We start from the raw sequence: 22173 nt of genomic DNA, 5'->3' as shown, positions 1-22173 counted from the left end.
CATCCACTTCGAAGGTAGGTTAGATGGTGTGCTAGATATTTAGCAATTTAGGCTGACACAGAATTCTGAACGCCCTCCACCAGCATGTTGATGGCGCTAAATAGTATAGTCGTCACCTCGCCTTTTCATTTCACTAATAACCAACTCAACCATTTGTTGCTTTACTGCCGCTTGCTCTGATTTTAGCTCTCCAAGTTGCAGCTCTAGCATGTCTATTTGCTCTTGTTGTTGCGTGTTTTTATATTGTTTTGCACCTAGATGCTCTGCATCTAAAGTTAAACTCGCATCACTTTTATTCGGCTCACTTGCAGAAGTATTTATAGTTAAACTACGTTGTACGGGACTTTGTTTAAGCTTGCTAATTTGTTCTTGCAGCGCAATAACTCGCCCAGTAAAGTGCTTGTATACTTTTTCTAGATTTTTATATTGATTGCTAAACGTAGCGTTATCTTCACTATATTCTTGCGCTTTGGTATCTAGAAACTTAGATAACACATATTTTGGCTCTTCTTCATTCTCTTCCTCGCTATTTTCTCCACTCGCTTTTTCAACAGATAGTTTATCTGATTGCGCTAAAGGTTGAGTATTAGAGCTGTTTACTTAGTATGGAATGGGAGTCGGTGAAATCTTCATTATTTTATCCCTAAAATAGCTCTGTAACTATTATAGGTATCGACCTCGTATTAAAATCCTTGAGTAAATTTTATTGTTAGCTAAAAGCAAAAAACCCCACTTTATTAAAGTAGGGCTTTAGCTATTTATTACCTTGAATAAAATTACGACTCAATTGCCAGTAACTCTACTTCAAAAATAAGTACTGAGGCAGGAGGAATACTCCCTACCCGTTTTTCGCCGTACGCTAATTGATGCGGTACGTATAACGTGTATTTGTCGCCTGGGCTCATCAGTTGTAAGCCTTCAGTCCAGCCTTTAATAACTTGGTGCAAACCAAAGCTAATCGGTGTTTTACGCTCTACTGAGCTGTCAAACACAGTGCCGTCGATTAGTGTGCCGTGGTAATGCACGTTAACCATACTTTTTGGGGTTGGTGTGTTTTCACTATCGCTTTTATGGATTACTTTATACTGCAAGCCAGAAGTCGTTTCTACTACACCTTCTACCTTTGCGTTAGCGGCTAAATAGTCTGCACCTATTTGTGCATTTATGCCTGCTTGTTGTTTTGCTTTTTTACTATTTTGAAATATTAAAAAACAAAAAATGGCGATAACTACCGCCAAAATTATATTGATCATCATTAACCTTTTTCGTTGTTTTACTTTTCGTTATCTGGCTCTTCGTCTTTTTCGTCGTCATCATCGCCATTAACTATGTCGGCAATTTCTTTAAGACGAGCAAGCGCAATGCCATTTACTGAGTTTTCTGGATACTGGTCATCAATAATATCGCCAGCTTCTATATCCATTAACAAGTTAAGCGCTTGGTCTACGGTTTCTACTGCATAAATATTAAATTTACCCGCTTCAACCGCATTAAGTATTTCGTCATCAAGCACTAAGTTAACTTGGTTAGATTTAGGAATGATAACGCCTTGCGAACCTGTTAAACCACGCATTTTACATAGTTTAAAAAAGCCTTCTATTTTTTCGTTTACGCCACCAATGGCTTGTACATCACCGTGTTGGTTAATAGAGCCTGTAAGCGCAATAGATTGGCTAATAGGTAGGCTTGTAATAGACGATATAAGCGCACACAACTCTGCTAAAGATGCGCTATCGCCATCTATGTAACCATAGCTTTGCTCAATAGCAATATTAGCGCTAAGCGTTAAGCTAAAGTGCTGCGCATATTTATTACCAAGGTAGCCGGTAAGTAGCATTACGCCTTTTGAGTGAATTGCTTTACCAAGTTCGGCTTCGCGCTCTACATCTATTACGCCATCGGCGCCAGCATAAACGGTTGCGGTAATACGTGCTGGTGTACCAAACGAGGTATCGCCAATGTGTAATACGGTTAAGCCATTTACTTTACCAATGGCTTGGCCGTCGGTTGCAATAAGTGTGTGACCTTCTTTTATGTCACTGAGCATATTTTCGCTAATTTGGCCGGTACGGTATTGCTTACCTTCAATGGCTTCGTCAATATGGTGCGCGTCAATAACGGTTAATTTATCTTGTTTTGCGTAGTAACTCGCCTCTGCAATAAGCTCAAGTACATCAGCAAAACGCGCTGACAATTTATTTTGATGCTCAGCTTGGCGGTAACTAAATTTAAGTAAACGCACCATAGCAGCCTGCGTTGCAGTGCACTTTAATGTTTGCTCACAATACTCGGTTACTTTAGTAATAAACTGGTATTGCAATTTGTCGCTACTTGGCAAGTAGTAATCAAAGTCGGCTAATACTCTAAATAGCTCTGCAAATTCTTCGTCGTATTCACCTATGGTGTAGTACAACTCACGCGAACCTAATAAAATAATTTTTACATCAAGCGGTATAAGCTGCGGGCGAAGTGTAAAGCTCGTCCCTACTGTGCTGTCTTGGTACGGTAAATCGTTTTTAATTTGGTGTGTTTTTAACGCGAGCTTTAAACCATCCCACACTTGTGGGTTTGCCATGATTTTTTCAGCGTCCATAATTAAATAGCCGCCATTAGCACGGTGCAATGCACCTGCCTGAATTGAGCGATAACAAGTAATTAAAGAGCCTTGCGATGTTGAATACTCAATTTTGCCAAATATATTGCCAAACGTTGGGTTAGGCTCGTACACAACCGGTGCTGCGTCGTCCTCTTTAAACTCAACTAAAATGTTAGGTGCAAAAAAGTCGGTAAGCATGCCTTTGCGGTCAAAGTCTTCTTTGCTTTCTTCACTTTCATCTTCGTCATCTAGCCATTCAAGTACCGCGTCTATAATCTCAACGCGAATATCTTTTAAATAACGCAGTACGCCAATATGAGTTGCGTATTTATGTTCTAAGTCTTTTAAAAGTGGTTTAGTGGCTTGCTCTGCTGTCGACTTTTTAAGGTTGCGTTGTTTTTCTTTTGATTCGCGTTTCCAACGTGGCAGCTCTATTAACGCTTCTATTAATGCATCTTCTAGCTTTTCAATTTTTTCAAAAAACTCTTCACGTAACGTTTCTTCAAGTTCGCCAAATTCGCTGTCGCTTAATTGTTTACCATCTACAAGTGGTGCAAACCCGACTGAATTTTTTTCTTCTACTAATGCAACGCTTTGCTCAAACGCCGCAATTTCTACTGCGGTAATAGCACTGTCGTAGGCATCGTTAAATTCACGGTCGATTGATTTTTTCTTACGCTGATACGCTGGGTTGTCAAATGCAGCAGGAAACGTGTCGAGCACTTCATCTAAAAATGAATCTATGTCGTCACTAAGTTGCTTGCTTTGCCCTGGTTGCATAAACAGCGCAATGGGCTCTCTGTGATCATCGTAATTATTTACGTATAACCATTCGTTTGGCGTTGAGCGGTCTTTTGCGTGTTGTTTAAGTTTATCTTTAACAAGCGTAAAGCGCCCGTGAGCGGCCTCGCCCATTACATAAACGTTGTAACCCGGCAGTTCCATCCCTAATGAAAAATCTAAAGCACTTTGGGCGCGTTGTTGGCCTATAAACGTAAGTTGCTCTGGGTATGGATTGCTCATGCACGTGTTTACGTGATTAGTAGAAATACTCGGTGCGAGCTTTGAAACAGATAGTGGCAGCAATTTTTTCGTCATTCTAACTTCTTTTTTTACCAGCATATTCGCTGGCCTTTGGGCGTATTAAGTGGCCCGCAGCCACTTAATACTTATATTTAAGGGTGCAGTGCCTTACGACTAAAATAGATTCCATCACATTCAATACACGGTGTAATTTGTGTAGCGTGATAAACATCGTAACTATGGGTGCAATTCTTACATACTAATGTTCCCATGGCTATCCATTCGCCTGCGTGATACACACCATTGTGCTTAAAATCTTGACTTAAAGATTGCCACTCAAGCTGGGTTTTATCTTCTATATGCGAAAGTTCAAACCAAAGAGACTCTTTAAGCTCTTGCCATGCAAGCGAATTATAGTGTGATTCGTTCTCTACTATATGTTCAATATCATTCTTTAAATAGCTTTTGTAGAGCTCATATCTTTCTTGACTTAAATCTTTAAGCGCCTGCTCAGATTCAACAAACCCAGAAACCACATCTTTTAAACCATGCTCTTTCACATCTTTTATCCAATGGGTAAAACTGCTAAGCCATGTTTTGTAATCAGTCATTTTTTACTCCTTCAAAATTGCTGTTAAATCAGTCTGTAACTTATGTCTTTAGCTAACCACACTATAAAAAAGCAGGTTAACCTGCACTGAAAGTTACAATTTAATAAAAGCATGTTTTTGACGCTGTGAATAGTGTTTTATTTGGGGTATCCTAACGGCAATTTTTTATTAGTTTGCAAGAAGTCTGGAACCATAGATGCAAGAGCAATATAACCCGCAAGATATAGAGTCAAAAGTACAAAGCTACTGGGAAGAAAACCAGGTATTTAAAGTCACTGAAGATGAGAGCAAAGAAAAGTATTACTGCCTTTCTATGTTCCCTTATCCGAGTGGTCGACTGCATATGGGTCATGTGCGTAACTACACCATTGGTGATGTTGTTTCTCGTTTCCAGCGCCTGCAAGGCAAAAACGTAATGCAACCTATGGGTTGGGATGCGTTTGGTTTACCTGCAGAAAACGCTGCTATTAAAAACAAAACAGCACCCGCTAAGTGGACATACGAAAATATTGATTACATGCGTACCCAACTTAAGCAATTAGGTTTTGGTTATGACTGGGATCGCGAAATTGCGACGTGTCATCCAGAGTACTACAAGTGGGAGCAGTGGTTTTTCACTAAGCTTTACGAAAAAGGCCTAGTGTATAAAAAAATGTCGACTGTTAACTGGGATCCAGTGGATCAAACAGTACTCGCTAACGAGCAAGTTATTGACGGTCGCGGTTGGCGTTCAGGCGCTGTGGTTGAACAAAAAGAAATTCCACAGTGGTTTATTAAAATTACTGACTACGCACAAGAGCTACTTGACGATTTAGACAAGTTAGAAGATTGGCCAGAGCAAGTTAAAACAATGCAGCGTAACTGGATTGGCCGCTCTGAAGGGTGTGATATTGAATTTAAACGCACCGATAACGACGAAACATTTAGCGTATACACAACACGTCCTGATACCTTTATGGGTGTTACGTATGTTGCTGTTGCTGGTGGTCACCCTATTGCGCAAGAAGCCGCTAAAAATAGCGATGCTATTGCAATGTTTGTTGAAGAGTGCAAAAACACCAAAGTTGCCGAAGCAGACATGGCAACAATGGAGAAAAAAGGCATAGCAACAGGCTTTTACGCAACTCACCCATTAACGGGCGAGCAAGTACCAATTTGGGTTGCTAACTTTGTATTAATGCATTACGGCTCAGGCGCTGTTATGGCAGTACCTGCACACGACCAACGCGACTTTGAGTTTGCAACAGCGTACGGCCTAGATATAAAACAAGTTATTGCGCCTGCTGAAGGTTCCGATCTTGAAGTAAATCTAAAAGAATCAGCATTTACTGATAAAGGCGTACTTGTAAATTCGGGTGAATTTAACGGCCTTGATTTTGAAGCTGGTTTTAAAGCGATTGCCGATAAATTAGAAGCACTCGGTGTTGGTGAGCGTAAAGTAAACTTCCGCCTGCGTGACTGGGGTGTTAGCCGTCAGCGTTATTGGGGTTCGCCAATTCCAATGCTTAGCGATGAAGATGGTAAAGAACTTGCTGCCACAGAAGATATGCTACCTGTTCGCTTACCAGAAGATGTAGTTATGAACGGTGTAACGTCACCGCTTAAAGCAGACCCAGAGTGGGCTAAAACAACCGTAAATGGCGCACCTGCGTTTCACGAAACTGATACGTTTGACACCTTTATGGAATCGTCTTGGTACTACGCACGCTACTGTAGCCCACGCTACGACGAAGGTATGCTAGATCCTGCAGCTGCTAACTACTGGTTACCAGTAAACCAATACATTGGTGGTATTGAGCATGCAATTTTACACTTATTGTACTCGCGCTTTTTCCATAAATTATTACGTGACTTTGGTTTAGTAAATTCAGACGAGCCGTTTGACCGCTTACTTTGTCAAGGTATGGTACTTGCTGAAACATTTTATCGTAAAGATGAAAAAGGCGGCGACATTTGGATTTCGCCAACTGATGTAAACACCGAAACTGACGATAAAGGTCGTGTAACTAAAGCATGGCATAAAGAAGATGGCGAGCCGGTATTCTCATCAGGCATGAGCAAAATGTCTAAGTCTAAAAACAACGGTATAGACCCACAACATGTAATTGCCCAGTATGGTGCAGATACAGTGCGTTTATTCATGATGTTTACAGCACCACCAGAGCAAACGCTTGAATGGTCAGACTCGGGCGTAGAAGGCGCACACCGTTTTTTAAAACGTGTATGGAAATACGCGGTAGACGTTAAAACAGTAGGTTACCAAGCACTTGATAAATCAGCGCTAACTAACCCGCAAAAAGTACTTCGCCGTGACTTACACAAAGCAATCGCTAAAGTGACTGATGATGTTGAACGTCGTCAAACCTTTAACACCGCTATTGCCGCTATTATGGAGCTTTCTAATAAGTTATTAAAAGCACCATTAAACGACAAGCAAGATGTAGCCATTGCTAATGAAGCACTTGAAGCATTAATTATTATGCTTGCACCTATTACTCCGCATTTATCGCATGAGCTTTGGAAAGAGCTTGGTAAAGAAGGCGAGATTTTAGATGCAGCATGGCCAAAAGTTGACGAGTCGGCACTTGTTGAAGATGAAAAACTAATCATCGTGCAAGTAAATGGTAAGCTTCGCGCTAAGTTAACAGTGGCAGCTGGTGCAACTCAAGAGCAAGTAGAAGCCCTTGCGTTTGCTGAGTCTAACGTCACTAAATTTACTGATGGCTCAACTATTCGTAAAATTATTTACGTACCAGGCAAACTACTTAACGTGGTAGCTAACTAATATGGCTGCATTTAACGCCATTAAAAATGGACTAGCCTTAGTGCTAGTCTGTTTTTTGTTATCAAGCTGTGGATTTCATTTAAAAAAAGCCTCTAGCTTACCTGATAACTTAAAACAGCTAACACTTGTAGGCGATGACGAAAAATCGACTTTATTCACTGAGCTTAAAAAAGAGCTTAAAGCGAGTAACGTAGAGCTAGTATCGTCAGCTAAAGATAAAGCTCAGTTGTATTTACGTAAAGAAACTATCGAACGCCAAACACTTTCGTTGTTTCAAAATGGTCAGGTTGCTGAATACGAGCTCGCTTATGGCGTATCGTATGTAGTTAAACGACCAGGCGAAAAAGCAATAGAAAAACGCTTTGAGCTTTACCGTAATTACCAAGACGATCCGGATCATGCATTAGCAAAAGCAAAAGAGCTTGAGCTACTTATTAGCGAGATTCGTGAGCAAGCCAGTCGTCGTATTGTTAGAGAGCTGTCGCAACTATAATGCGCTGCTACGCTAATCAACTACCGAGTGAACTAAATAAAGGGCTAAAGCCCTTTTATTTAGTGTTTGGGGAAGAGCCTTTTCAAGAAGCGCAATGCGTACAGCAAATTCGTGACGTTGCTAAGCAGCAAGGGTTTGATGAGGTAATTAAGTTTACTTTAATGCAAGGGTTCGATTGGCAAGAAATTATAGCCCAGTATCAAAGCATGTCGTTGTTTAGCGCGCGCACTATTATTGAGCTTGATTTAAACCAACAAAAACCAGGCGTTATTGGCAGCAACACCTTTAAAAAAGTGGTTGAACTGGTTAATCCCGATACTATTTTAATTATTAAAGGCGCTAAAGCCAGCCAAGAAGTACAACGTGGTGCATGGTTTAAAGCCCTTGATAAACTAGGCGTATTTGTTCCTTGTTACCCGCTTACAGGCACGCATGTAAAACGATGGCTTGACGATCAATGCCAACGTTTATCGCTCAATGTACAAAACGACGCCAAAGTAAGCTTAATTAATGCCACTGAAGGTAACTTATTAGCGTGTTTTCAGGAGCTTGAAAAACTCTCACTACTGCACGGCAATGCTTTAATTACTCAGCAATTAGTAATGCAAGGGCTTTTAAATCAAGCCAAGTTTGATATTTTTGATTTAAGTGATGCACTATTAAATGGTCACGCTAAACAAGCTATAAAAGTATTAAACAAACTTGCGAGCGATAACACCGAAGTGGTGAGCATTTTGTGGGCAATTACCAAAGAGCTTAATACACTAATAAGCGTGCAACTTGGTTTACTAAATGGCGAGCCTATTGCTAATTTATTTAAACAAAAGGCTATTTGGAAAAACCAACAAGGCCCAGTTCAAAATGCTATTAACCGGTTAAACATGCACACACTAGAGCAAATAAATAGTGATGTAGCGTTGTTTGATGCCAGTTATAAGCAAGGTAAGTTAATAGCACCTTACCAAGCGCTTGCACATATTTGCATTAAATTTTGCCAGCCGCTTAACATTCCTATGCCGTGCCACACGGCTAATTAATAAATAGCTAATGGGTGTTAAATGATCGCAATTTTTGGTGGTACCTTTGACCCAGTCCATTTAGGCCATATAAATATGGCGCAGCAATGCGTTAATGCGTTTAATTTAGATACGCTTTATTTTATGCCGTGTGCACTCCCTGCACATAAAGCTGCGCCGGGTATTAGTACGCAGCATCGAATTAATATGCTAAACGCAGCTATTGCACCTTATCCTCATTTTAAACTCGATTTAAGAGAACTTAACCGAACAGGTCCATCGTACTCGTTGCTGAGCTTGCAAGAACTTCGTAAGGAGCACCCCACTACACCTATTTTATTTTTAATTGGTATGGACTCTTTTAACAATCTTGATAAATGGTTTGAGTGGCAAGCAATAACGCAACTTTGTCATATTGTGGTCTACCAACGCCCTGCTCAACATCGCACTGTTAATGGCGAGCTAAAAAGCTATATGCAGCACGCAAATGTAGACGAAGCAGCAACACTTAAGCAGTCACTTGCCGGTAAACTTTATTTTTTACCCGGTGAAATGCTCGATGCGGCCTCAAGTACTATTCGCAAGCAGCTAAAAATAAGTAATAAAAAGAATGAACTATTGCCCGATGCAGTGAGTCATTACATAGAAGCGCATCAGCTCTATCAAATTGATGCTTAAAAACTCCTAGCGTGTTAAAATGCGCGCCATTAAATTTTTAAATTGAGACAAAACCTTGGATTCAAAACAACTACTCGCCTTTGCAATGGATAAAATTGACGATATGAAAGCGCGTGACATCGTTCATATTGACGTAACTAAGACATCAGATATCACAGATTACATGGTAATTTGTTCTGGTACTTCTAAACGTCACGTACAGTCAATTGCTGATCACTTAGCAAAAGAAGCGCGTCATGCAGATTCAGAACCACTAGGTTATGAAGGTGAAGGCGACGGCGAATGGGCACTGGTTGATTTAGGTGATGTGGTTGTACACGTGATGCAAAGCGAAGCACGTATCTATTACGATCTAGAAAAACTGTGGGGCTAAACGCTCACTTATTTTAGACAATGCTTGGAAGTAATACGTGAAAATACAAATGATTGCTGTTGGTACCAAAATGCCAGCATGGGTAGAAACGGGATTTGCAGAATATCAGCGCCGTTTCCCTAAAGATATGGCCCTTGAGTTAATTGAAATTCAAGCCGGAAAACGTGGTAAAAATGCAGATATAAAGCGTATTTTACACATTGAAGGTGAAAAAACATTAGCGGCTATTCCAAAAGGCAATCGTATTGTAACGTTAGAGGTAACAGGGAAAGCGCTGGATACTCACCAACTTGCTAAAAATATGGAAAAATGGCAACTCGACGGCCGCGATGTAAGTTTACTTATTGGCGGACCTGAAGGACTTGCTCCAGAGTGCATTGCAGCTTCTGAGCAAAAATGGTCGTTATCTAATTTAACATTGCCGCACCCTTTGGTGCGTATAATTGTTGCAGAGAGCCTTTACCGAGGCTGGAGCTTAAATAACAACCATCCTTATCATCGCGAGTAACCCCTTGCCATGCTAAAACATAGACCCACTATTCGTGACCACTCCGCAGAAGCAAACTTATTTGCTAGGCGAGCATTCGTGGGTTTTGTTTTTGTATTAGGATTAGTCGCTGTATTACTTTCTAATCTTTATACTATTCAGGTAGAAGATCACCAAGACTACCAAACCCGCTCCAACGATAACCGCATTAAAGTTATTCCTATTGCACCCAACCGTGGTTTAATTTACGACCGTAACGGTGTGCTACTTGCTGAAAACAAACCTGTTTACAACCTTGAAGTCATCCCCGAAGAGGTAGATGACCTTGACGAATCGCTTGATCAAATAAGTAAAATAATTGCGATTACAGAGCAAGATAAACAAGACTTTTTAAAAGATATAAAACACACCCGTCGTTTTAAATCACAAGTATTAAAAGCCCGCTTAGACGAAACAGAAGTGGCGAAATTTTCGGTTAATCAGCATAAATTTCCTGGTTTTAGTATTGAGGCACGTCTGGCTCGCTACTACCCATTTGGCGACACGCTAACGCATGCGCTTGGATATGTTGCCAAGCTTAATAGAAAAGAGCTAAACCAATTAGAACAAGAAGATCGTGCAACCAATTACCGTGCTACATATGATATTGGCAAGCTCGGATTAGAAAAATACTATGAAGAGACATTGCACGGTAAAGTGGGCTCACAACGGGTAGAAGTTAATAACCGTGGCCGTGTAATTCGCACTCTAAGCATGACCCAGCCACAACCTGGTAGCGATTTAGTACTTACCTTAGACATTGGCTTGCAACAAATTGCACAGCATGGGCTTAAAGATATGCGTGGCGCTGTTGTAGTTATGGATGCAAAAGATGGTGGCGTGCTGGCACTTTATTCAAACCCAAGTTACGACCCAAATTTATTTGTACACGGCATTAGCAGCAAAAATTATAAAGCGTTACTTAACCAAGACCGTCCGTTAATAAACCGTACTACGCAAGGTCGTTATGCGCCTGCCTCTACGGTAAAGCCCTTAATGGCTGTATTAGCGCTTGAAGAAAATATAGTAAATGAATCAACATCAATGTGGGATCCTGGTTTTTTTCAAATTCCAAATGTTGAACACAAATGGCGAGATTGGAAACGTTGGGGCCATGGTCATGTGGATGTATACAAGGCGATTGAAGAGTCGTGCGATACCTATTTTTACGATGCGGCTTATCGATTAGGCATCACTAAAATCAGTGATTTTATGGCCCGTTTTGGCTACGGCGATTTGTCAGGTATTGATATTCATGAAGAAACTACTGCTATTCTACCTTCAAAAGAATGGAAAGAAGGACGCTTTAAAGAGTCTTGGTGGCGTGGTGATACTATTTCGGTAGGTATTGGTCAAGGTTACTGGACTGCTACACCAATTCAAATTGCAAATGCGACTAACATATTAGTTAATCGTGGTATTAATCATCCACCTCATTTGGTGCAAGTAATAAAAAAAGATAGCGACATAACGCAAATTAACAACGAAGAAAAACCCCCTGTTATTTTAAAAGATCCACGCCATTGGCAAGTATCGTTAGATGCAATGCATAATACAGTTCAAAAAATATCAGGCACAGCGCACAAAGCATTTAAAGGCACTAACTACGACTCGGCTGGTAAAACGGGTACTGCACAGGTAGTTAGTATTGCCCAAGGTGAACGCTACGATGCAGAATCGCTTAAAGAGCGCCAGCGTGACAACACAATTTACGTAGGGTTTGCACCTTACAACGATCCTAAAATTGTGGTTTCTGTTGTATTAGAAAACAACCACGGTGGTATTCAAATTGCTCGCCAACTTATGGATTACTACTTTGCAGCCAATCCAGTTAATCTTGCAAGGAACGATACACCATGACCGCTTTGCACGATAAACGCTCTATTTGGATGCGTATGCATCTAGACCTACCACTGCTTATTGCATTACTCATAATGATGGCTGGTAGCATAATGGTTGTTTACAGCGCAAGCGGCCAAGACTCTTCAATGATGATTAGGCACATGACTCGTATGGGCGGTGCGGTTGTTGCTATGGTTGTTTTGGCCCAATTTTCGCCTGCCACATTAAAGCGTTTAGTGATCCCACTTTATTGCGTTGGTTTATTAATGCTAGTGGGTGTACTTTTATTTGGCGTAAGCTCAAAAGGCGCACAGCGATGGCTCGATTTAGGGGTGACACGGTTTCAACCTGCAGAATTAATGAAGCTGGCAGTCCCGATGATGGTAGCTTGGTATATAGGGCGTAACCACTTACCCCCTCGGCCAATGCACTTAATTATTGGCTTTATGATTGTAATGCTCCCTACATTATTAATTAAAGAACAACCCGATTTAGGTACCGCTATACTTATTGCAAGTTCAGGTATATTTGTTTTGTTTTTGTCTGGATTAAGTTGGCGTTTAATCGGCTTTTTAAGCTCTATTGTAGCGCTTGCCGCATGGCCATTTTGGCACTACGGTATGCACGATTATCAAAAGCAGCGTGTACTCACCTTTTTAGACCCTGAGAGCGATCCGCTCGGTTCGGGTTATCATATTATTCAATCTAAAATTGCTATTGGATCAGGCGGTATAGAAGGTAAAGGCTGGCTGCTTGGTACGCAATCGCAATTAGAATTTTTGCCAGAGCGCCACACCGACTTTATATTTTCGGTTTTAAGCGAAGAATTTGGTTTATTTGGCGTATGTGTTTTACTTAGTCTCTATTTATTTATTATTGGCCGTGGTTTATACATTGCTGTTAATGCACAAGATGCATTTGGTAAATTGCTCGCAGGCGCACTCACCCTCACCTTTTTTGTATATGTATTTGTTAACATAGGCATGGTATCGGGTTTATTACCTGTTGTAGGCGTACCTTTACCACTGATTAGTTATGGTGGTACATCGATGGTGACGCTCATGGCAGGATTTGGCATTATTATGTCAATCGCAACAGATAAAAGGATGCTTTTAAAATAATGCGACACACTAATCAGCTTATATTTACTACATTATTAATTTTACTTTTAAGTGCTTGTAGTAGCGGATCAAGTAGCCGTTATAGTATGCGTCATGATGCAGCGCCATTAAGAGCCCCAACTACACTTGAGATGCAAGACGCTATAGTAACCGAAACCACTAAAAGTGCTAGCGCTAGCCGCCCATACACAGTGCTTGGTAAAAGCTATTCCCCGATGCTTGATGAAACCGGTTATTCTGAGGAAGGTATTGCCTCGTGGTATGGCCGTAAGTTTCATGGTTATCACACCTCAAATGGTGAAACCTACGATATGTTTGCCATGACCGCAGCGCATAAAACACTGCCATTACCTAGCTTTGTTAAAGTAACCAATACCGCAAATGGTAAATCGGTAATAGTGCGCGTAAACGACCGGGGCCCGTTTCATGACGATAGAGTGATTGACCTTTCGTACGCAGCCGCTTATAAGCTTGGCTATTACACTCATGGTACAGCAAAGGTTAAGCTAGAGGCCGTTACGCTTGCTGGCTCTGCTGTAAATCAAACCTATATTCAAGTAGCTGCAGGTAGTACACTAACAAACATTGAAGCGCTAGCAAGCACGTTAAGAAGTCAGTATAAATTACCAACAAATATCGTTCAAAAGGACGCTATTTATAGATTGCACCTCGGCCCTATTAAAGATGCCCAGCATGCAAAAGAAGTATTACAAAAATTAAAACAAGATCAATTTCAAAACGCGTTCTTGCTATACACTCAGTAAGACTAATACCCAAACTACCCCAGGATGCTCGCATCTCGGGGTAGTTTGGGTATAAAATGGCGTAACGCGAATTTTTAACTTTAACCATTAATGAGTATGATGAAATCTATTAAACATAAAATCCTCAAAGGTGTATGCGGCCTCGTTTGTACAGCCGCCGTATTCTCAGCCAGCGCCCAAATTATTCCGGCACCACCTCAAGTTAATGCAAAAGGTTATTTTTTAGTCGACTTTACAACTGGTAAAGTAATTGCTGAAGGTGAAGCTGACACACAGCTAGCACCAGCAAGTTTAACTAAAATGATGACCAGTTATGTAATTGGTACTGAAATTAAAGCCGGTAACATTGCCAATACCGATATGGTAACGGTAAGCGAAAAAGCATGGGCTAAAAACTTTCCAGAATCTTCTAAAATGTTTATTGAAGTAGGTAAGCAAATTAGTGTTGATCAGCTTAACCACGGTATTATTATTCAATCAGGTAATGATGCATGTGTTGCAATGGCTGAGCATATTGCTGGAAGCGAAAGCGCATTTGCTGATTTAATGAATGCACATGCTGCTAAATTAGGTATGAGCAACAGCCACTTTATCAACAGCCACGGCCTTGATACTGACGAGCACTTCACAACTCCGCGCGATATGGCGACACTTGGTGCTGCACTTATTCGTGATGTGCCAGACGAATACGCACTTTATAAGCAAAAGTCATTTACTTATAACGGCATTAAGCAATATAACCGTAACTCATTATTGTGGGACGAAAGCTTAGATGTTGACGGTATTAAAACTGGCCATACATCAGAAGCAGGCTACAGCCTAGTTACCTCAGCAACTAAAAACGATATGCGTTTAATTGCTGTTGTTATGGGTACTACCAGCGAACGTGCTCGTAAAGTAGAAAGTAAAAAGCTACTTAACTATGGTTTTCGTTTTTATGAAACAATTACTCCGTACAAAGCAGGCGACAGCTTTGCAGAACAACGTATTTGGATGGGTAACAAAGAAAATGTATCTTTAGGTATTTTAGAAGATACACCAATTACTATTCCACGTGGTCAGCATAAAAACCTTAAAGCTAACTTTGAGCTAGATAACACGCTTGAAGCACCACTTGCTAAAGGTACTAAAGTAGGTACGTTATTCTTACAACTAGAGGGCGAAGATATTGCTCAATACCCGCTAGTAACACTTGAAGAAGTGGAAGAAGGCAGCTTCTTTAGCAAAATTTATGATTACTTACGTTTACAGATAATGCAGTAATTTACAGTTGCCCTACTAACGTGGGTAACTAATTTAAACGTCTCCACTGTGAGGCGTTTTTTTTTGCTTGAAAAATGTTAGAATGCGCCCCATATAAGCAAGACTGCTAATTGCCTATCTGTATTAAGCTTCAAGCTTGCATAGAGTCCACACTTTTGTATGAGGAGTCACCGTCGTGGTTCAACCTGTTAAAGATACTAAATTTGATGAGTACCTAGAGTACCCTTGCCCATTTACATTCAGAATAATGGGTTTAGCTAATGTAAACTTAACTGATCAAATTTTAGCTAAGTTACAACCAATAGCACCTGGCGATTACGCCCCTAAAGTAAAACCAAGCAGCAAAGGTAATTACGAGTCAGTAAGCCTTGTAGCAACAGTTACTAGTGGCAAACACATTGAAGAAATTTACAACGTGATCAGCAATATTGATGACGTACGCCACATGCTTTAATCCATAGTTGAGATTTGTTGTGAACGAAAATACTTTGATCGTACGCCAACTGGGTCGCCAGCGTTATATGCCAATTTGGCAAAAAATGCAGGACTTTACCGACACCCGTGATGAAAATACGCCAGATGAAATTTGGCTTGTAGAGCACGAGAGTGTATTCACCCAAGGTCAGGCTGGTAAGGACGAACACTTACTTGCTCCTGGCGATATTGAGGTGATTAAAGTTGACCGTGGCGGGCAAGTAACTTATCACGGACCAGGCCAACAAATGATGTATGTATTATTTAATCTACGTCGTTTAAAAATTGGTGTACGTGAACTAGTTACGTGGCTTGAAGAGTGCATTATTGAATCACTCGCCGAGTACGGTATTCAAGCTTATGCTAAAGCTGATGCACCAGGTGTTTACGTTAACGACAGCAAAATTGCATCTCTTGGGTTAAGAGTTCGTCGTGGTTGCTCGTTTCATGGCTTGGCATTAAATGTTAATATGGATCTAAGTCCATTTTTACGCATTAACCCATGTGGTTATGCGGGCATGAATATGGTGCAAACTAAAGAATTAGATGGTCCTCAAAACCTAGAAAGTGCGGGTGAAGGATTGGTAAAACACATGATCAATAAGCTTAATGCAACACAGGTTAAGCATACTGAAGGGTTTGAAAACGAATGAATAAACCAGTCAAAATGGAACCAGGTGTAAAACTACGCGACGCAGAAAAAATGGCGTTGATCCCAGTAAAAGTTTTACCTACAGAAAAAACTGAAATGTTGCGTAAGCCAGAATGGTTAAAAATTCGCTTACCTAAATCAACCGATCGCATTGACGGCATTAAAAAAGCGCTACGTAAGCATGGCTTACACTCGGTATGTGAAGAGGCTTCGTGCCCTAACCTATCTGAATGTTTTAACCACGGTACAGCTACCTTTATGATTTTAGGTGCTATTTGTACTCGTCGTTGCCCATTTTGTGATGTTGCCCATGGTCGCCCATTAAAACCTGATGCCACTGAACCTGAAAAGCTAGCACTTACTATTAAAGATATGAAGCTAAGCTACGTTGTAATCACTTCAGTTGACCGTGATGATTTACGTGATGGTGGTGCACAGCATTTTGCCGATTGTATTCGCGAGATTCGTAAACATAATCCAACTATCACTATCGAAATTTTAGTACCTGATTTTCGTGGTCGTATGGACCGCGCACTAGAGATATTAATCGAGACGCCACCAGATGTGTTTAACCACAATCTTGAAACTGCGCCACGTTTATACAAACTAGCTCGCCCAGGTGCTGACTACAAATGGTCATTAGAATTACTTCGTCGCTTTAAAGAAGCTCACCCAGAAGTTAAAACTAAATCAGGCTTAATGGTAGGTTTAGGTGAAGAAATTAGCGAAATTGAAGAAGTGCTTCGCGATTTACGTGCACACAACGTTGACATGCTAACTGTAGGCCAATATCTACAACCATCTAAGCATCACTTACCGGTTAAACGCTACGTGCCACCAGTAGAGTTTGACGGCTTAAAAGCGTATGCAGACGAAATTGGCTTTACTCACGCGGCTTCAGGTCCGTTTGTACGCTCAAGCTACCATGCTGATCAACAGGCAGCGGGCAAAGAAGTAAAATAACCACTTTTATCAAAGAATAAAAAAAGCCGTTAATAATGCATAATTATTAACGGCTTTTTCATGCTAATTGATAAAATAGCTTACTGCGCTAACTTACCTCTTGTGATAGAAAAATCAGCAAACCTAACACGTTCTTCATCAACTTGAAGGCTGTCGGTTTCAACAATTGAGCGGTATATTCCCCACTTAGGACGAGCAAAATCATCATCATTAAAGCCGCGCCACATATCTATGTTTTGCTCGCTTATATTAAATATCTCTGCGTTGTCGCTTAAGCGCGTTAATGTCATATCAAGCTTACCACTTTCACTAAATGTAGCTTGTACGAATACCTCGACCCATTCATCAGTAATAACTGACCAGTCGGTTTCAATTAAGTTTCTATCCAGACCCGTGCTGTTACCGTTTTCATCAAAGCCTGCACTATATCGCACTTGCAGCTGATTACCTGTACTGTTTTTTTGCGCCCCAGAAAGCGTGATAATAGGCTGATCGTCATTACCATTGGTGTTGTCGTTGCTATCATTTCGGGCTTTCATTTGAAAAAAATGGCTAAACTTACTCGTAAGCTCAAGCTCGCTGCTTACTTTAAATTTCCAACTGTATTGAAATGTTTCACCCTCAAACGCCAGTGTTTCTTGTGGTGATTTATCGTAGGTTTTTATTTCGTTACGTTGTCTATCACTTACGCCTTTGTCTTTATCTTGGTCATCATCTCGGTGAGCTAAAAAGACAAAATGGTTACCAATTATCGTATCGGTATCTTCAATAATATGGACAACACTTTCATGATTGCCAGCGTATAAATCTGGGGATTCAATTGACCCTTCGCCGAAGGCATTTTCAATAAGCGTGTATGCGTCAAGCCCCGAATTAACGCCATCTGATTGCAATAAAACGTGTGATATTTTCTCAAAGCCATCAGCTTGAGCTATTGGTGCACCAACAATTGTTATGACAACTTGCACGCTAGTATCATCTAAAGAGTTTACAGTTATTGTGTCTTGCAGTGTTTCATCTTCACTTAAAGATGTTATTGAAGCATTTAAATCATCAAGTGTGTATGACCAATCTCCACCAGCATTTAAGCTAAAAAAACCATAGCTTGTAGCGCTATTTTCTTGTGCTATAAAAGCAGCCTCACCGGATTGTTGATCAGTAATGGTTAATGAGCCTGTTATTGCATCATTACTATCACTAATAACTTCGCCTCGGCTATTACCACCAATTATTGCAGGAGTTTGTAAAGTAACCGCTTCATTATTTTGCACCGTAGAATCAGAGCCAGAGCTGCCACAACCAACAACTAAACAAGATAGAAGTGCGGTTGTAATTACATTACGCAGTTTAAGATTATATTTAGGCATTGTTAGTTTTATAGTTAATAGTAAGTTAATAAAACATAAACTTACCAATTAACTATGCAAATAACCACAACTCAATTACCAATTAACATGACCAATTTGATGGCAATCTATTTAAAATTATAAAAGCTATGTTTTTTCAGTGTGATACAAACAATTATTCCTATAGAACGTTTATTTATATATGTTTTAAAATAAAATTAGGTTAAAGCTGAGTTACTTGAGATAATTAATACTGACATAATTATTTAGGTTCATTATGAAACTATTAGTTCGTAACTTGTCTCGTGCTACCACTGAGCATGAGCTTCGTACTTTATTTGCAGAGCACGGTAAAGTGACTACCTGCAACTTGGTACTTGATAAAGAAACTGGCCAATCTAAAGGCTTTGCCTTTTTAGAAATGCCAAACGACATAGAAAGTAAAAGCGCCATTAAAGCACTTAACCAATCTACTGTTGATAAAAGTAAGATCCGCGTAAAGCTTGCAGACGCATAAAGCTAACTGCAACTTATACTAAAAAACCAGCTAATGCTGGTTTTTTGCTTTTAGTGCCAAGTATTGTATTTAAGCTTTATATTTAGCTAAAAAAACTAAGCGGTTATTAAGCCGCTTTTTTTATACTTATAGTGCCCAATATTATAAAAGAAGCAGACAGCACAAAAAATGTCTCCTGCTCAGCTAATATTGCAGCAGCAAAAAATGCAATGCCACTAGCTATAAATAAATACCCACTTTTTTTACATTGGCTCATTATGTGCTCCTTTAGGTTGTTCGTTATTTATACACATTATAAAATCAATCTGCAATTGAATGAAAAGTTCTCTATAAAAATTCGACATCGCTGCGGTGCTTCCTTTATATTGAAAGCCTAATTAAATAACAATATGAAGACTATGGCATCTACTCTTTTAAAAAGCGCTAGCCTAAGCCTGCTAGTTGCACTCTTTGGCTGCTCAGAGCCTGCAAGCCAACAAACCCCATTAGAAAATACAGCCGGTGTAAGCCTTAGCAATATTAAACAGCATATTAAAACGCTAGCCTCTGATGACTTTCAAGGCCGAGGCCCGCTTACTCATGGCGAAGTAAAAACAGTAGGCTACTTAAGCGAGCAATATAAAGCGCTGGGTTTAACCGGTGCTTATAAAGGTAAATACTTACAGCCTGTAAAAATGGCAATGGTGACAGCTAATCAGGACATGCAGTTAAAGGTAGGTGATTTGAGCTTTGAATCAGGCAAAGACTTTACCGCACGTACCGAGCAACTTCAGCCATTAATTGATGTAAGAAGCTCTGACGTTGTATTTGTTGGCTATGGCATTAATGCGCCAGAATATAGCTGGAATGACTATAAAAATATTGATGTAACAGATAAAACAGTGGTTGTGCTAGTTAACGATCCAGGCTTTGCTACTCAAAACAATGCCCTTTTTACTGGTAATGCAATGACCTACTACGGTCGCTGGACTTATAAATATGAAGAAGCCGCTCGCCAAGGTGCAAAGGCTGTATTTATTGTTCATGAAACAGCACCTGCGGCATACCCTTGGGGCGTAGTTGAAAGTTCAAACACCGGCACTAAATACACGTTAACGGATAACAATTTAAACGCGTCTAAATTACCGGTTATGGGCTGGCTAACACTTGATGCGACTGAGAAAATGTTTAACGCCGCAAAGCTTAACTATCAAGATTTAAAACAAGCAGCATTAAATGATGACTTTAAAGCGACGCCACTTAACTTAAAAGCAAACCTTGCCTTTAAAAACGAAGTATCTCATGCAAAATCGCATAACGTAGTTGCACAAATTACAGGTAGCGAATCACCTGACGAATACGTTGTTATTAGCGCTCACTGGGACCACTTTGGTACTAAACAAACGGATACTGGCCCTAAGATTTATAACGGCGCAGTAGATAACGCTTCAGGCACTGCAGCCACGCTTGAAATAGCACGCATCATGAACAAAATGAATAAGCAAAAACCATTTAAACGCTCAATTATTTTTGCTAACTTTACAGCAGAAGAAACGGGGTTAATTGGTTCTGAAGAATTTGCATCGGGTGCGGTTGTACCTACAAAAAAAATGGTCGGTCTATTAAATATTGATGGCATGAACGTGCTTGATGGCACTGACTACATTTTACAATACGGTAAAGATTTATCGACAATGGAAAACTATTTAGCAAAGGCTGCAAAATCACAAGGCCGTGTTGTTAAAATGGATCCTCGCCCGCAAAATGGCTTATTTTTTAGATCTGATCATTTCTCACTTTCTAAGCAAGGTGTGCCTAGTCTATTATTTATGAGCCTGGGCGATACCGACCCTGAATACATAGCGCATAAGTACCATAAAGAAGCAGACGACTACTCTGCTGATTGGTCGCTAGGGGGAGTTAAGCAAGATATAGATCTTATTGTTGATATAGCCGCTCAACTTGCAAACAATGGCGATTGGCCAAAGTGGACTAGCGAGTCTGACTTTAAAGCTAAGCGCGCACAAGATAAGTAGTAATAGCTATTACTGAGTAATATAAAACCCTCCTACTTGGAGGGTTTTTTCATTAAGCCATATATAAATGCTTTTATTGCCCAAGTACCACTTTAAACATGATTACCTGCACCCTATTAATAAAATAGTTAGCACAGTAAATCTGTCTATAGTGACAAACTATAAAAATTTTTACGAAAAAAGCAACTAAGTATTAAATACTTAGTTGCTTTGTGAGTATGACTGGTAAGGTTTTACAACTAACTCAAATATAAAGCCTGTTACTGAACCGTTGAAAACTCTTCTTTAGGTAACTCGCCATTTCCATCTGTATCTAATTGATCAAATAACTGTACTAGTTGCGAGTTTACTTGTGCTTCTGATTTGCTAATTACGCCGTCGCCATCAGTATCAAAAGAATCAAAATCTACCGCAGCAAACGCCGCTGAAGAAGAAGCTAGGGCTACAAGTGGTAGGGCGTGTTGATCTTTGGTGGGTGAATTTGCAGCAGTCTGTTTGGTTTTTAGGCAAGGCAGAGCCTATGTAGTGTGGTTATTCCCCATAAATAGGCGATAACGCAGCATAAATACCAAACATGCGCTGCCCTTTGGGTTCTTTCTAGGGACTATTAACTCTTTGTTGCTCGGTTTTTACTTAGCCCACTAGGTTACAAACCTCGCGCCGCGATTTAATCGTTCCTAGATTGAACAAATTTCAATCCACAAAGATCAATACGCCCTAAAGTTTTGTGTAATGTTTTCATAAGCGTTTCCTTAGGCTTTGTGCCTGATAAGAGAGAGGTAAGAAGTCCTTTTCAAAGATCCTTTAGGAGTAAAGTTTGAATAAATTAATATTCAAAAAAATCATTTTCTGTCGGACCACCACTACTTTGAACATTCAGCTCGTCAAATTGCTCTATCACTTGCGCCGATTTTTCAGAGCGATTAATTAAAGCATTGCCGCCTGTATCAAGTGTTTCAAAGTCTGTGTTTGCAAATACAACTGACGAGGAAACAATAGCTATGAGCACAAATATTGATTGTAGCTTTTTCATAATTTAATCCTTCAAAAGTATGCGGTGTCCTAAATAAATTTGCTCAATAGTGTTCTCTAGTCACTTCCTGGTTATTCTTTTT

21 protein-coding genes and 2 pseudogenes are annotated in these 22173 nt (G+C 40.1%); 15 read left to right on the top strand and 8 right to left on the bottom strand.

Features of this window, described 5'->3' with window-relative positions:
* Positions 1 to 96: 96 nt before the first annotated feature.
* The 4 genes and pseudogenes from I6F66_RS17825 to I6F66_RS17810 form a co-directional block, all read right to left on the bottom strand.
* A pseudogene (locus I6F66_RS17825) lies at positions 97 to 633 on the bottom strand (hypothetical protein).
* A 143-nt stretch (positions 634 to 776) separates the two neighbouring features.
* The gene (locus I6F66_RS17820; RefSeq protein ID WP_197141563.1) at positions 777 to 1253 is read right to left on the bottom strand and encodes an FKBP-type peptidyl-prolyl cis-trans isomerase; all 477 of its coding nucleotides are present in this window, start codon (positions 1251 to 1253) and stop codon (positions 777 to 779) included.
* Positions 1254 to 1273: 20 nt separating this feature from the next.
* Complete coding sequence (locus I6F66_RS17815; protein WP_231611901.1) at positions 1274 to 3694, bottom strand: Lon protease family protein; 2421 nt, start codon at positions 3692 to 3694, stop codon at positions 1274 to 1276.
* Positions 3695 to 3771: 77 nt separating this feature from the next.
* Positions 3772 to 4230 (bottom strand): zinc ribbon-containing protein, encoded by a 459-nt coding sequence (locus I6F66_RS17810; RefSeq protein WP_007585575.1) that lies wholly within the window; start codon positions 4228 to 4230, stop codon positions 3772 to 3774.
* 196 nt (positions 4231 to 4426) lie between these two features.
* On the opposite strand from I6F66_RS17810, the gene leuS reads away from it, so the two are divergent.
* From leuS to lipA, 13 genes are all read left to right on the top strand, one after another.
* Positions 4427 to 7015: a leucine--tRNA ligase gene (gene leuS / locus I6F66_RS17805; RefSeq protein WP_197209535.1), complete on the top strand. Its 2589-nt coding sequence runs from the start codon at positions 4427 to 4429 to the stop codon at positions 7013 to 7015.
* A 1-nt stretch (position 7016) separates the two neighbouring features.
* Positions 7017 to 7508 (top strand): LPS assembly lipoprotein LptE, encoded by a 492-nt coding sequence (gene lptE, locus I6F66_RS17800; protein WP_165744033.1) that lies wholly within the window; start codon positions 7017 to 7019, stop codon positions 7506 to 7508.
* The gene (gene holA, locus I6F66_RS17795) at positions 7508 to 8545 is read left to right on the top strand and encodes a DNA polymerase III subunit delta (protein WP_197209534.1); all 1038 of its coding nucleotides are present in this window, start codon (positions 7508 to 7510) and stop codon (positions 8543 to 8545) included. The genes lptE and holA overlap by 1 nt, the downstream gene beginning before the upstream one ends.
* A 21-nt stretch (positions 8546 to 8566) precedes the next feature.
* Positions 8567 to 9202: a nicotinate-nucleotide adenylyltransferase gene (nadD, locus tag I6F66_RS17790; protein ID WP_197209533.1), complete on the top strand. Its 636-nt coding sequence runs from the start codon at positions 8567 to 8569 to the stop codon at positions 9200 to 9202.
* Positions 9203 to 9257: 55 nt separating this feature from the next.
* Positions 9258 to 9575 (top strand): ribosome silencing factor, encoded by a 318-nt coding sequence (rsfS, locus tag I6F66_RS17785; RefSeq protein ID WP_165728920.1) that lies wholly within the window; start codon positions 9258 to 9260, stop codon positions 9573 to 9575.
* Between the two features lie 37 nt (positions 9576 to 9612).
* Positions 9613 to 10083, top strand: coding sequence for a 23S rRNA (pseudouridine(1915)-N(3))-methyltransferase RlmH (gene rlmH, locus I6F66_RS17780; protein WP_007585562.1), 471 nt, complete (start codon positions 9613 to 9615; stop codon positions 10081 to 10083).
* A gap of 9 nt (positions 10084 to 10092) precedes the next feature.
* The gene (gene mrdA / locus I6F66_RS17775) at positions 10093 to 11961 is read left to right on the top strand and encodes a penicillin-binding protein 2 (protein ID WP_033012431.1); all 1869 of its coding nucleotides are present in this window, start codon (positions 10093 to 10095) and stop codon (positions 11959 to 11961) included.
* The gene (rodA, locus tag I6F66_RS17770) at positions 11958 to 13064 is read left to right on the top strand and encodes a rod shape-determining protein RodA (protein ID WP_007585558.1); all 1107 of its coding nucleotides are present in this window, start codon (positions 11958 to 11960) and stop codon (positions 13062 to 13064) included. Before mrdA ends, rodA begins: the two co-directional genes overlap by 4 nt.
* A complete protein-coding gene (locus I6F66_RS17765) occupies positions 13064 to 13828 on the top strand; it encodes a septal ring lytic transglycosylase RlpA family protein (protein ID WP_165739928.1) in 765 nt (254 codons plus the stop codon). Before rodA ends, I6F66_RS17765 begins: the two co-directional genes overlap by 1 nt.
* Positions 13829 to 13927: 99 nt before the next feature.
* Positions 13928 to 15091 carry a serine hydrolase gene (locus I6F66_RS17760; RefSeq protein ID WP_165728924.1) on the top strand — a complete coding sequence of 388 codons (1164 nt, stop codon included), beginning with the start codon at positions 13928 to 13930 and terminating at the stop codon, positions 15089 to 15091.
* Positions 15092 to 15266: 175 nt separating this feature from the next.
* Positions 15267 to 15545, top strand: a complete 279-nt coding sequence (gene ybeD / locus I6F66_RS17755) for a DUF493 family protein YbeD (RefSeq protein ID WP_002958517.1) — start codon at positions 15267 to 15269, stop codon at positions 15543 to 15545.
* A 19-nt stretch (positions 15546 to 15564) separates the two neighbouring features.
* Complete coding sequence (gene lipB, locus I6F66_RS17750) at positions 15565 to 16218, top strand: lipoyl(octanoyl) transferase LipB (RefSeq protein ID WP_165728925.1); 654 nt, start codon at positions 15565 to 15567, stop codon at positions 16216 to 16218.
* A complete protein-coding gene (lipA, locus tag I6F66_RS17745) occupies positions 16215 to 17180 on the top strand; it encodes a lipoyl synthase (protein WP_002958515.1) in 966 nt (321 codons plus the stop codon). The genes lipB and lipA overlap by 4 nt, the downstream gene beginning before the upstream one ends.
* Positions 17181 to 17260: 80 nt before the next feature.
* Here lipA and I6F66_RS17740 read toward each other — a convergent pair whose 3' ends face one another.
* Positions 17261 to 18547 carry a VCBS domain-containing protein gene (locus I6F66_RS17740; protein WP_165739930.1) on the bottom strand — a complete coding sequence of 429 codons (1287 nt, stop codon included), beginning with the start codon at positions 18545 to 18547 and terminating at the stop codon, positions 17261 to 17263.
* A 256-nt stretch (positions 18548 to 18803) separates the two neighbouring features.
* On the opposite strand from I6F66_RS17740, the gene I6F66_RS17735 reads away from it, so the two are divergent.
* Entirely contained in the window at positions 18804 to 19043 is a 240-nt protein-coding gene (locus tag I6F66_RS17735; RefSeq protein ID WP_007585551.1) for an RNA-binding protein, read from the top strand.
* A gap of 106 nt (positions 19044 to 19149) precedes the next feature.
* On the opposite strand, the gene I6F66_RS17730 is transcribed toward I6F66_RS17735, so the two are convergent.
* Positions 19150 to 19299, bottom strand: coding sequence for a hypothetical protein (locus I6F66_RS17730; RefSeq protein ID WP_007585545.1), 150 nt, complete (start codon positions 19297 to 19299; stop codon positions 19150 to 19152).
* 142 nt (positions 19300 to 19441) lie between these two features.
* Here I6F66_RS17730 and I6F66_RS17725 point away from each other — a divergent pair, with 142 nt between their 5' ends.
* On the top strand, positions 19442 to 21058 hold the full coding sequence (locus I6F66_RS17725) for a M28 family metallopeptidase (RefSeq protein ID WP_165742105.1): 1617 nt from the start codon (positions 19442 to 19444) through the stop codon (positions 21056 to 21058).
* A gap of 260 nt (positions 21059 to 21318) precedes the next feature.
* Here the strand turns inward: I6F66_RS17725 and I6F66_RS17720 are convergent.
* Positions 21319 to 21507, bottom strand: a pseudogene (locus tag I6F66_RS17720) (calmodulin); the annotation flags it as partial.
* A gap of 377 nt (positions 21508 to 21884) precedes the next feature.
* The gene (locus tag I6F66_RS17715; RefSeq protein WP_165728928.1) at positions 21885 to 22091 is read right to left on the bottom strand and encodes a calmodulin; all 207 of its coding nucleotides are present in this window, start codon (positions 22089 to 22091) and stop codon (positions 21885 to 21887) included.
* Positions 22092 to 22173: the final 82 nt, after the last annotated feature.

The organism is Pseudoalteromonas sp. NZS100_1, assembly GCF_015864285.1.
GTDB classification, from domain to species: domain Bacteria; phylum Pseudomonadota; class Gammaproteobacteria; order Enterobacterales; family Alteromonadaceae; genus Pseudoalteromonas; species Pseudoalteromonas arctica.
This window is presented reverse-complemented; position numbering and strand designations above follow the sequence as displayed.

Excerpts from the sequence above, each read along its gene's own strand:
- I6F66_RS17820 (WP_197141563.1), bottom strand. The coding sequence starts at position 1,253 with ATGATCAATATAATTTTGGCGGTAGTTATCGCCATTTTTTGTTTTTTA.
- I6F66_RS17815 (WP_231611901.1), bottom strand. The coding sequence starts at position 3,694 with ATGACGAAAAAATTGCTGCCACTATCTGTTTCAAAGCTCGCACCGAGT.
- I6F66_RS17810 (WP_007585575.1), bottom strand. The coding sequence starts at position 4,230 with ATGACTGATTACAAAACATGGCTTAGCAGTTTTACCCATTGGATAAAA.
- leuS (WP_197209535.1), top strand. The coding sequence starts at position 4,427 with ATGCAAGAGCAATATAACCCGCAAGATATAGAGTCAAAAGTACAAAGC.
- lptE (WP_165744033.1), top strand. The coding sequence starts at position 7,017 with ATGGCTGCATTTAACGCCATTAAAAATGGACTAGCCTTAGTGCTAGTC.
- holA (WP_197209534.1), top strand. The coding sequence starts at position 7,508 with ATGCGCTGCTACGCTAATCAACTACCGAGTGAACTAAATAAAGGGCTA.
- nadD (WP_197209533.1), top strand. The coding sequence starts at position 8,567 with ATGATCGCAATTTTTGGTGGTACCTTTGACCCAGTCCATTTAGGCCAT.
- mrdA (WP_033012431.1), top strand. The coding sequence starts at position 10,093 with ATGCTAAAACATAGACCCACTATTCGTGACCACTCCGCAGAAGCAAAC.
- rodA (WP_007585558.1), top strand. The coding sequence starts at position 11,958 with ATGACCGCTTTGCACGATAAACGCTCTATTTGGATGCGTATGCATCTA.
- I6F66_RS17765 (WP_165739928.1), top strand. The coding sequence starts at position 13,064 with ATGCGACACACTAATCAGCTTATATTTACTACATTATTAATTTTACTT.
- I6F66_RS17760 (WP_165728924.1), top strand. The coding sequence starts at position 13,928 with ATGAAATCTATTAAACATAAAATCCTCAAAGGTGTATGCGGCCTCGTT.
- lipA (WP_002958515.1), top strand. The coding sequence starts at position 16,215 with ATGAATAAACCAGTCAAAATGGAACCAGGTGTAAAACTACGCGACGCA.
- I6F66_RS17740 (WP_165739930.1), bottom strand. The coding sequence starts at position 18,547 with ATGCCTAAATATAATCTTAAACTGCGTAATGTAATTACAACCGCACTT.
- I6F66_RS17735 (WP_007585551.1), top strand. The coding sequence starts at position 18,804 with ATGAAACTATTAGTTCGTAACTTGTCTCGTGCTACCACTGAGCATGAG.
- I6F66_RS17730 (WP_007585545.1), bottom strand. The coding sequence starts at position 19,299 with ATGAGCCAATGTAAAAAAAGTGGGTATTTATTTATAGCTAGTGGCATT.
- I6F66_RS17725 (WP_165742105.1), top strand. The coding sequence starts at position 19,442 with ATGGCATCTACTCTTTTAAAAAGCGCTAGCCTAAGCCTGCTAGTTGCA.
- I6F66_RS17715 (WP_165728928.1), bottom strand. The coding sequence starts at position 22,091 with ATGAAAAAGCTACAATCAATATTTGTGCTCATAGCTATTGTTTCCTCG.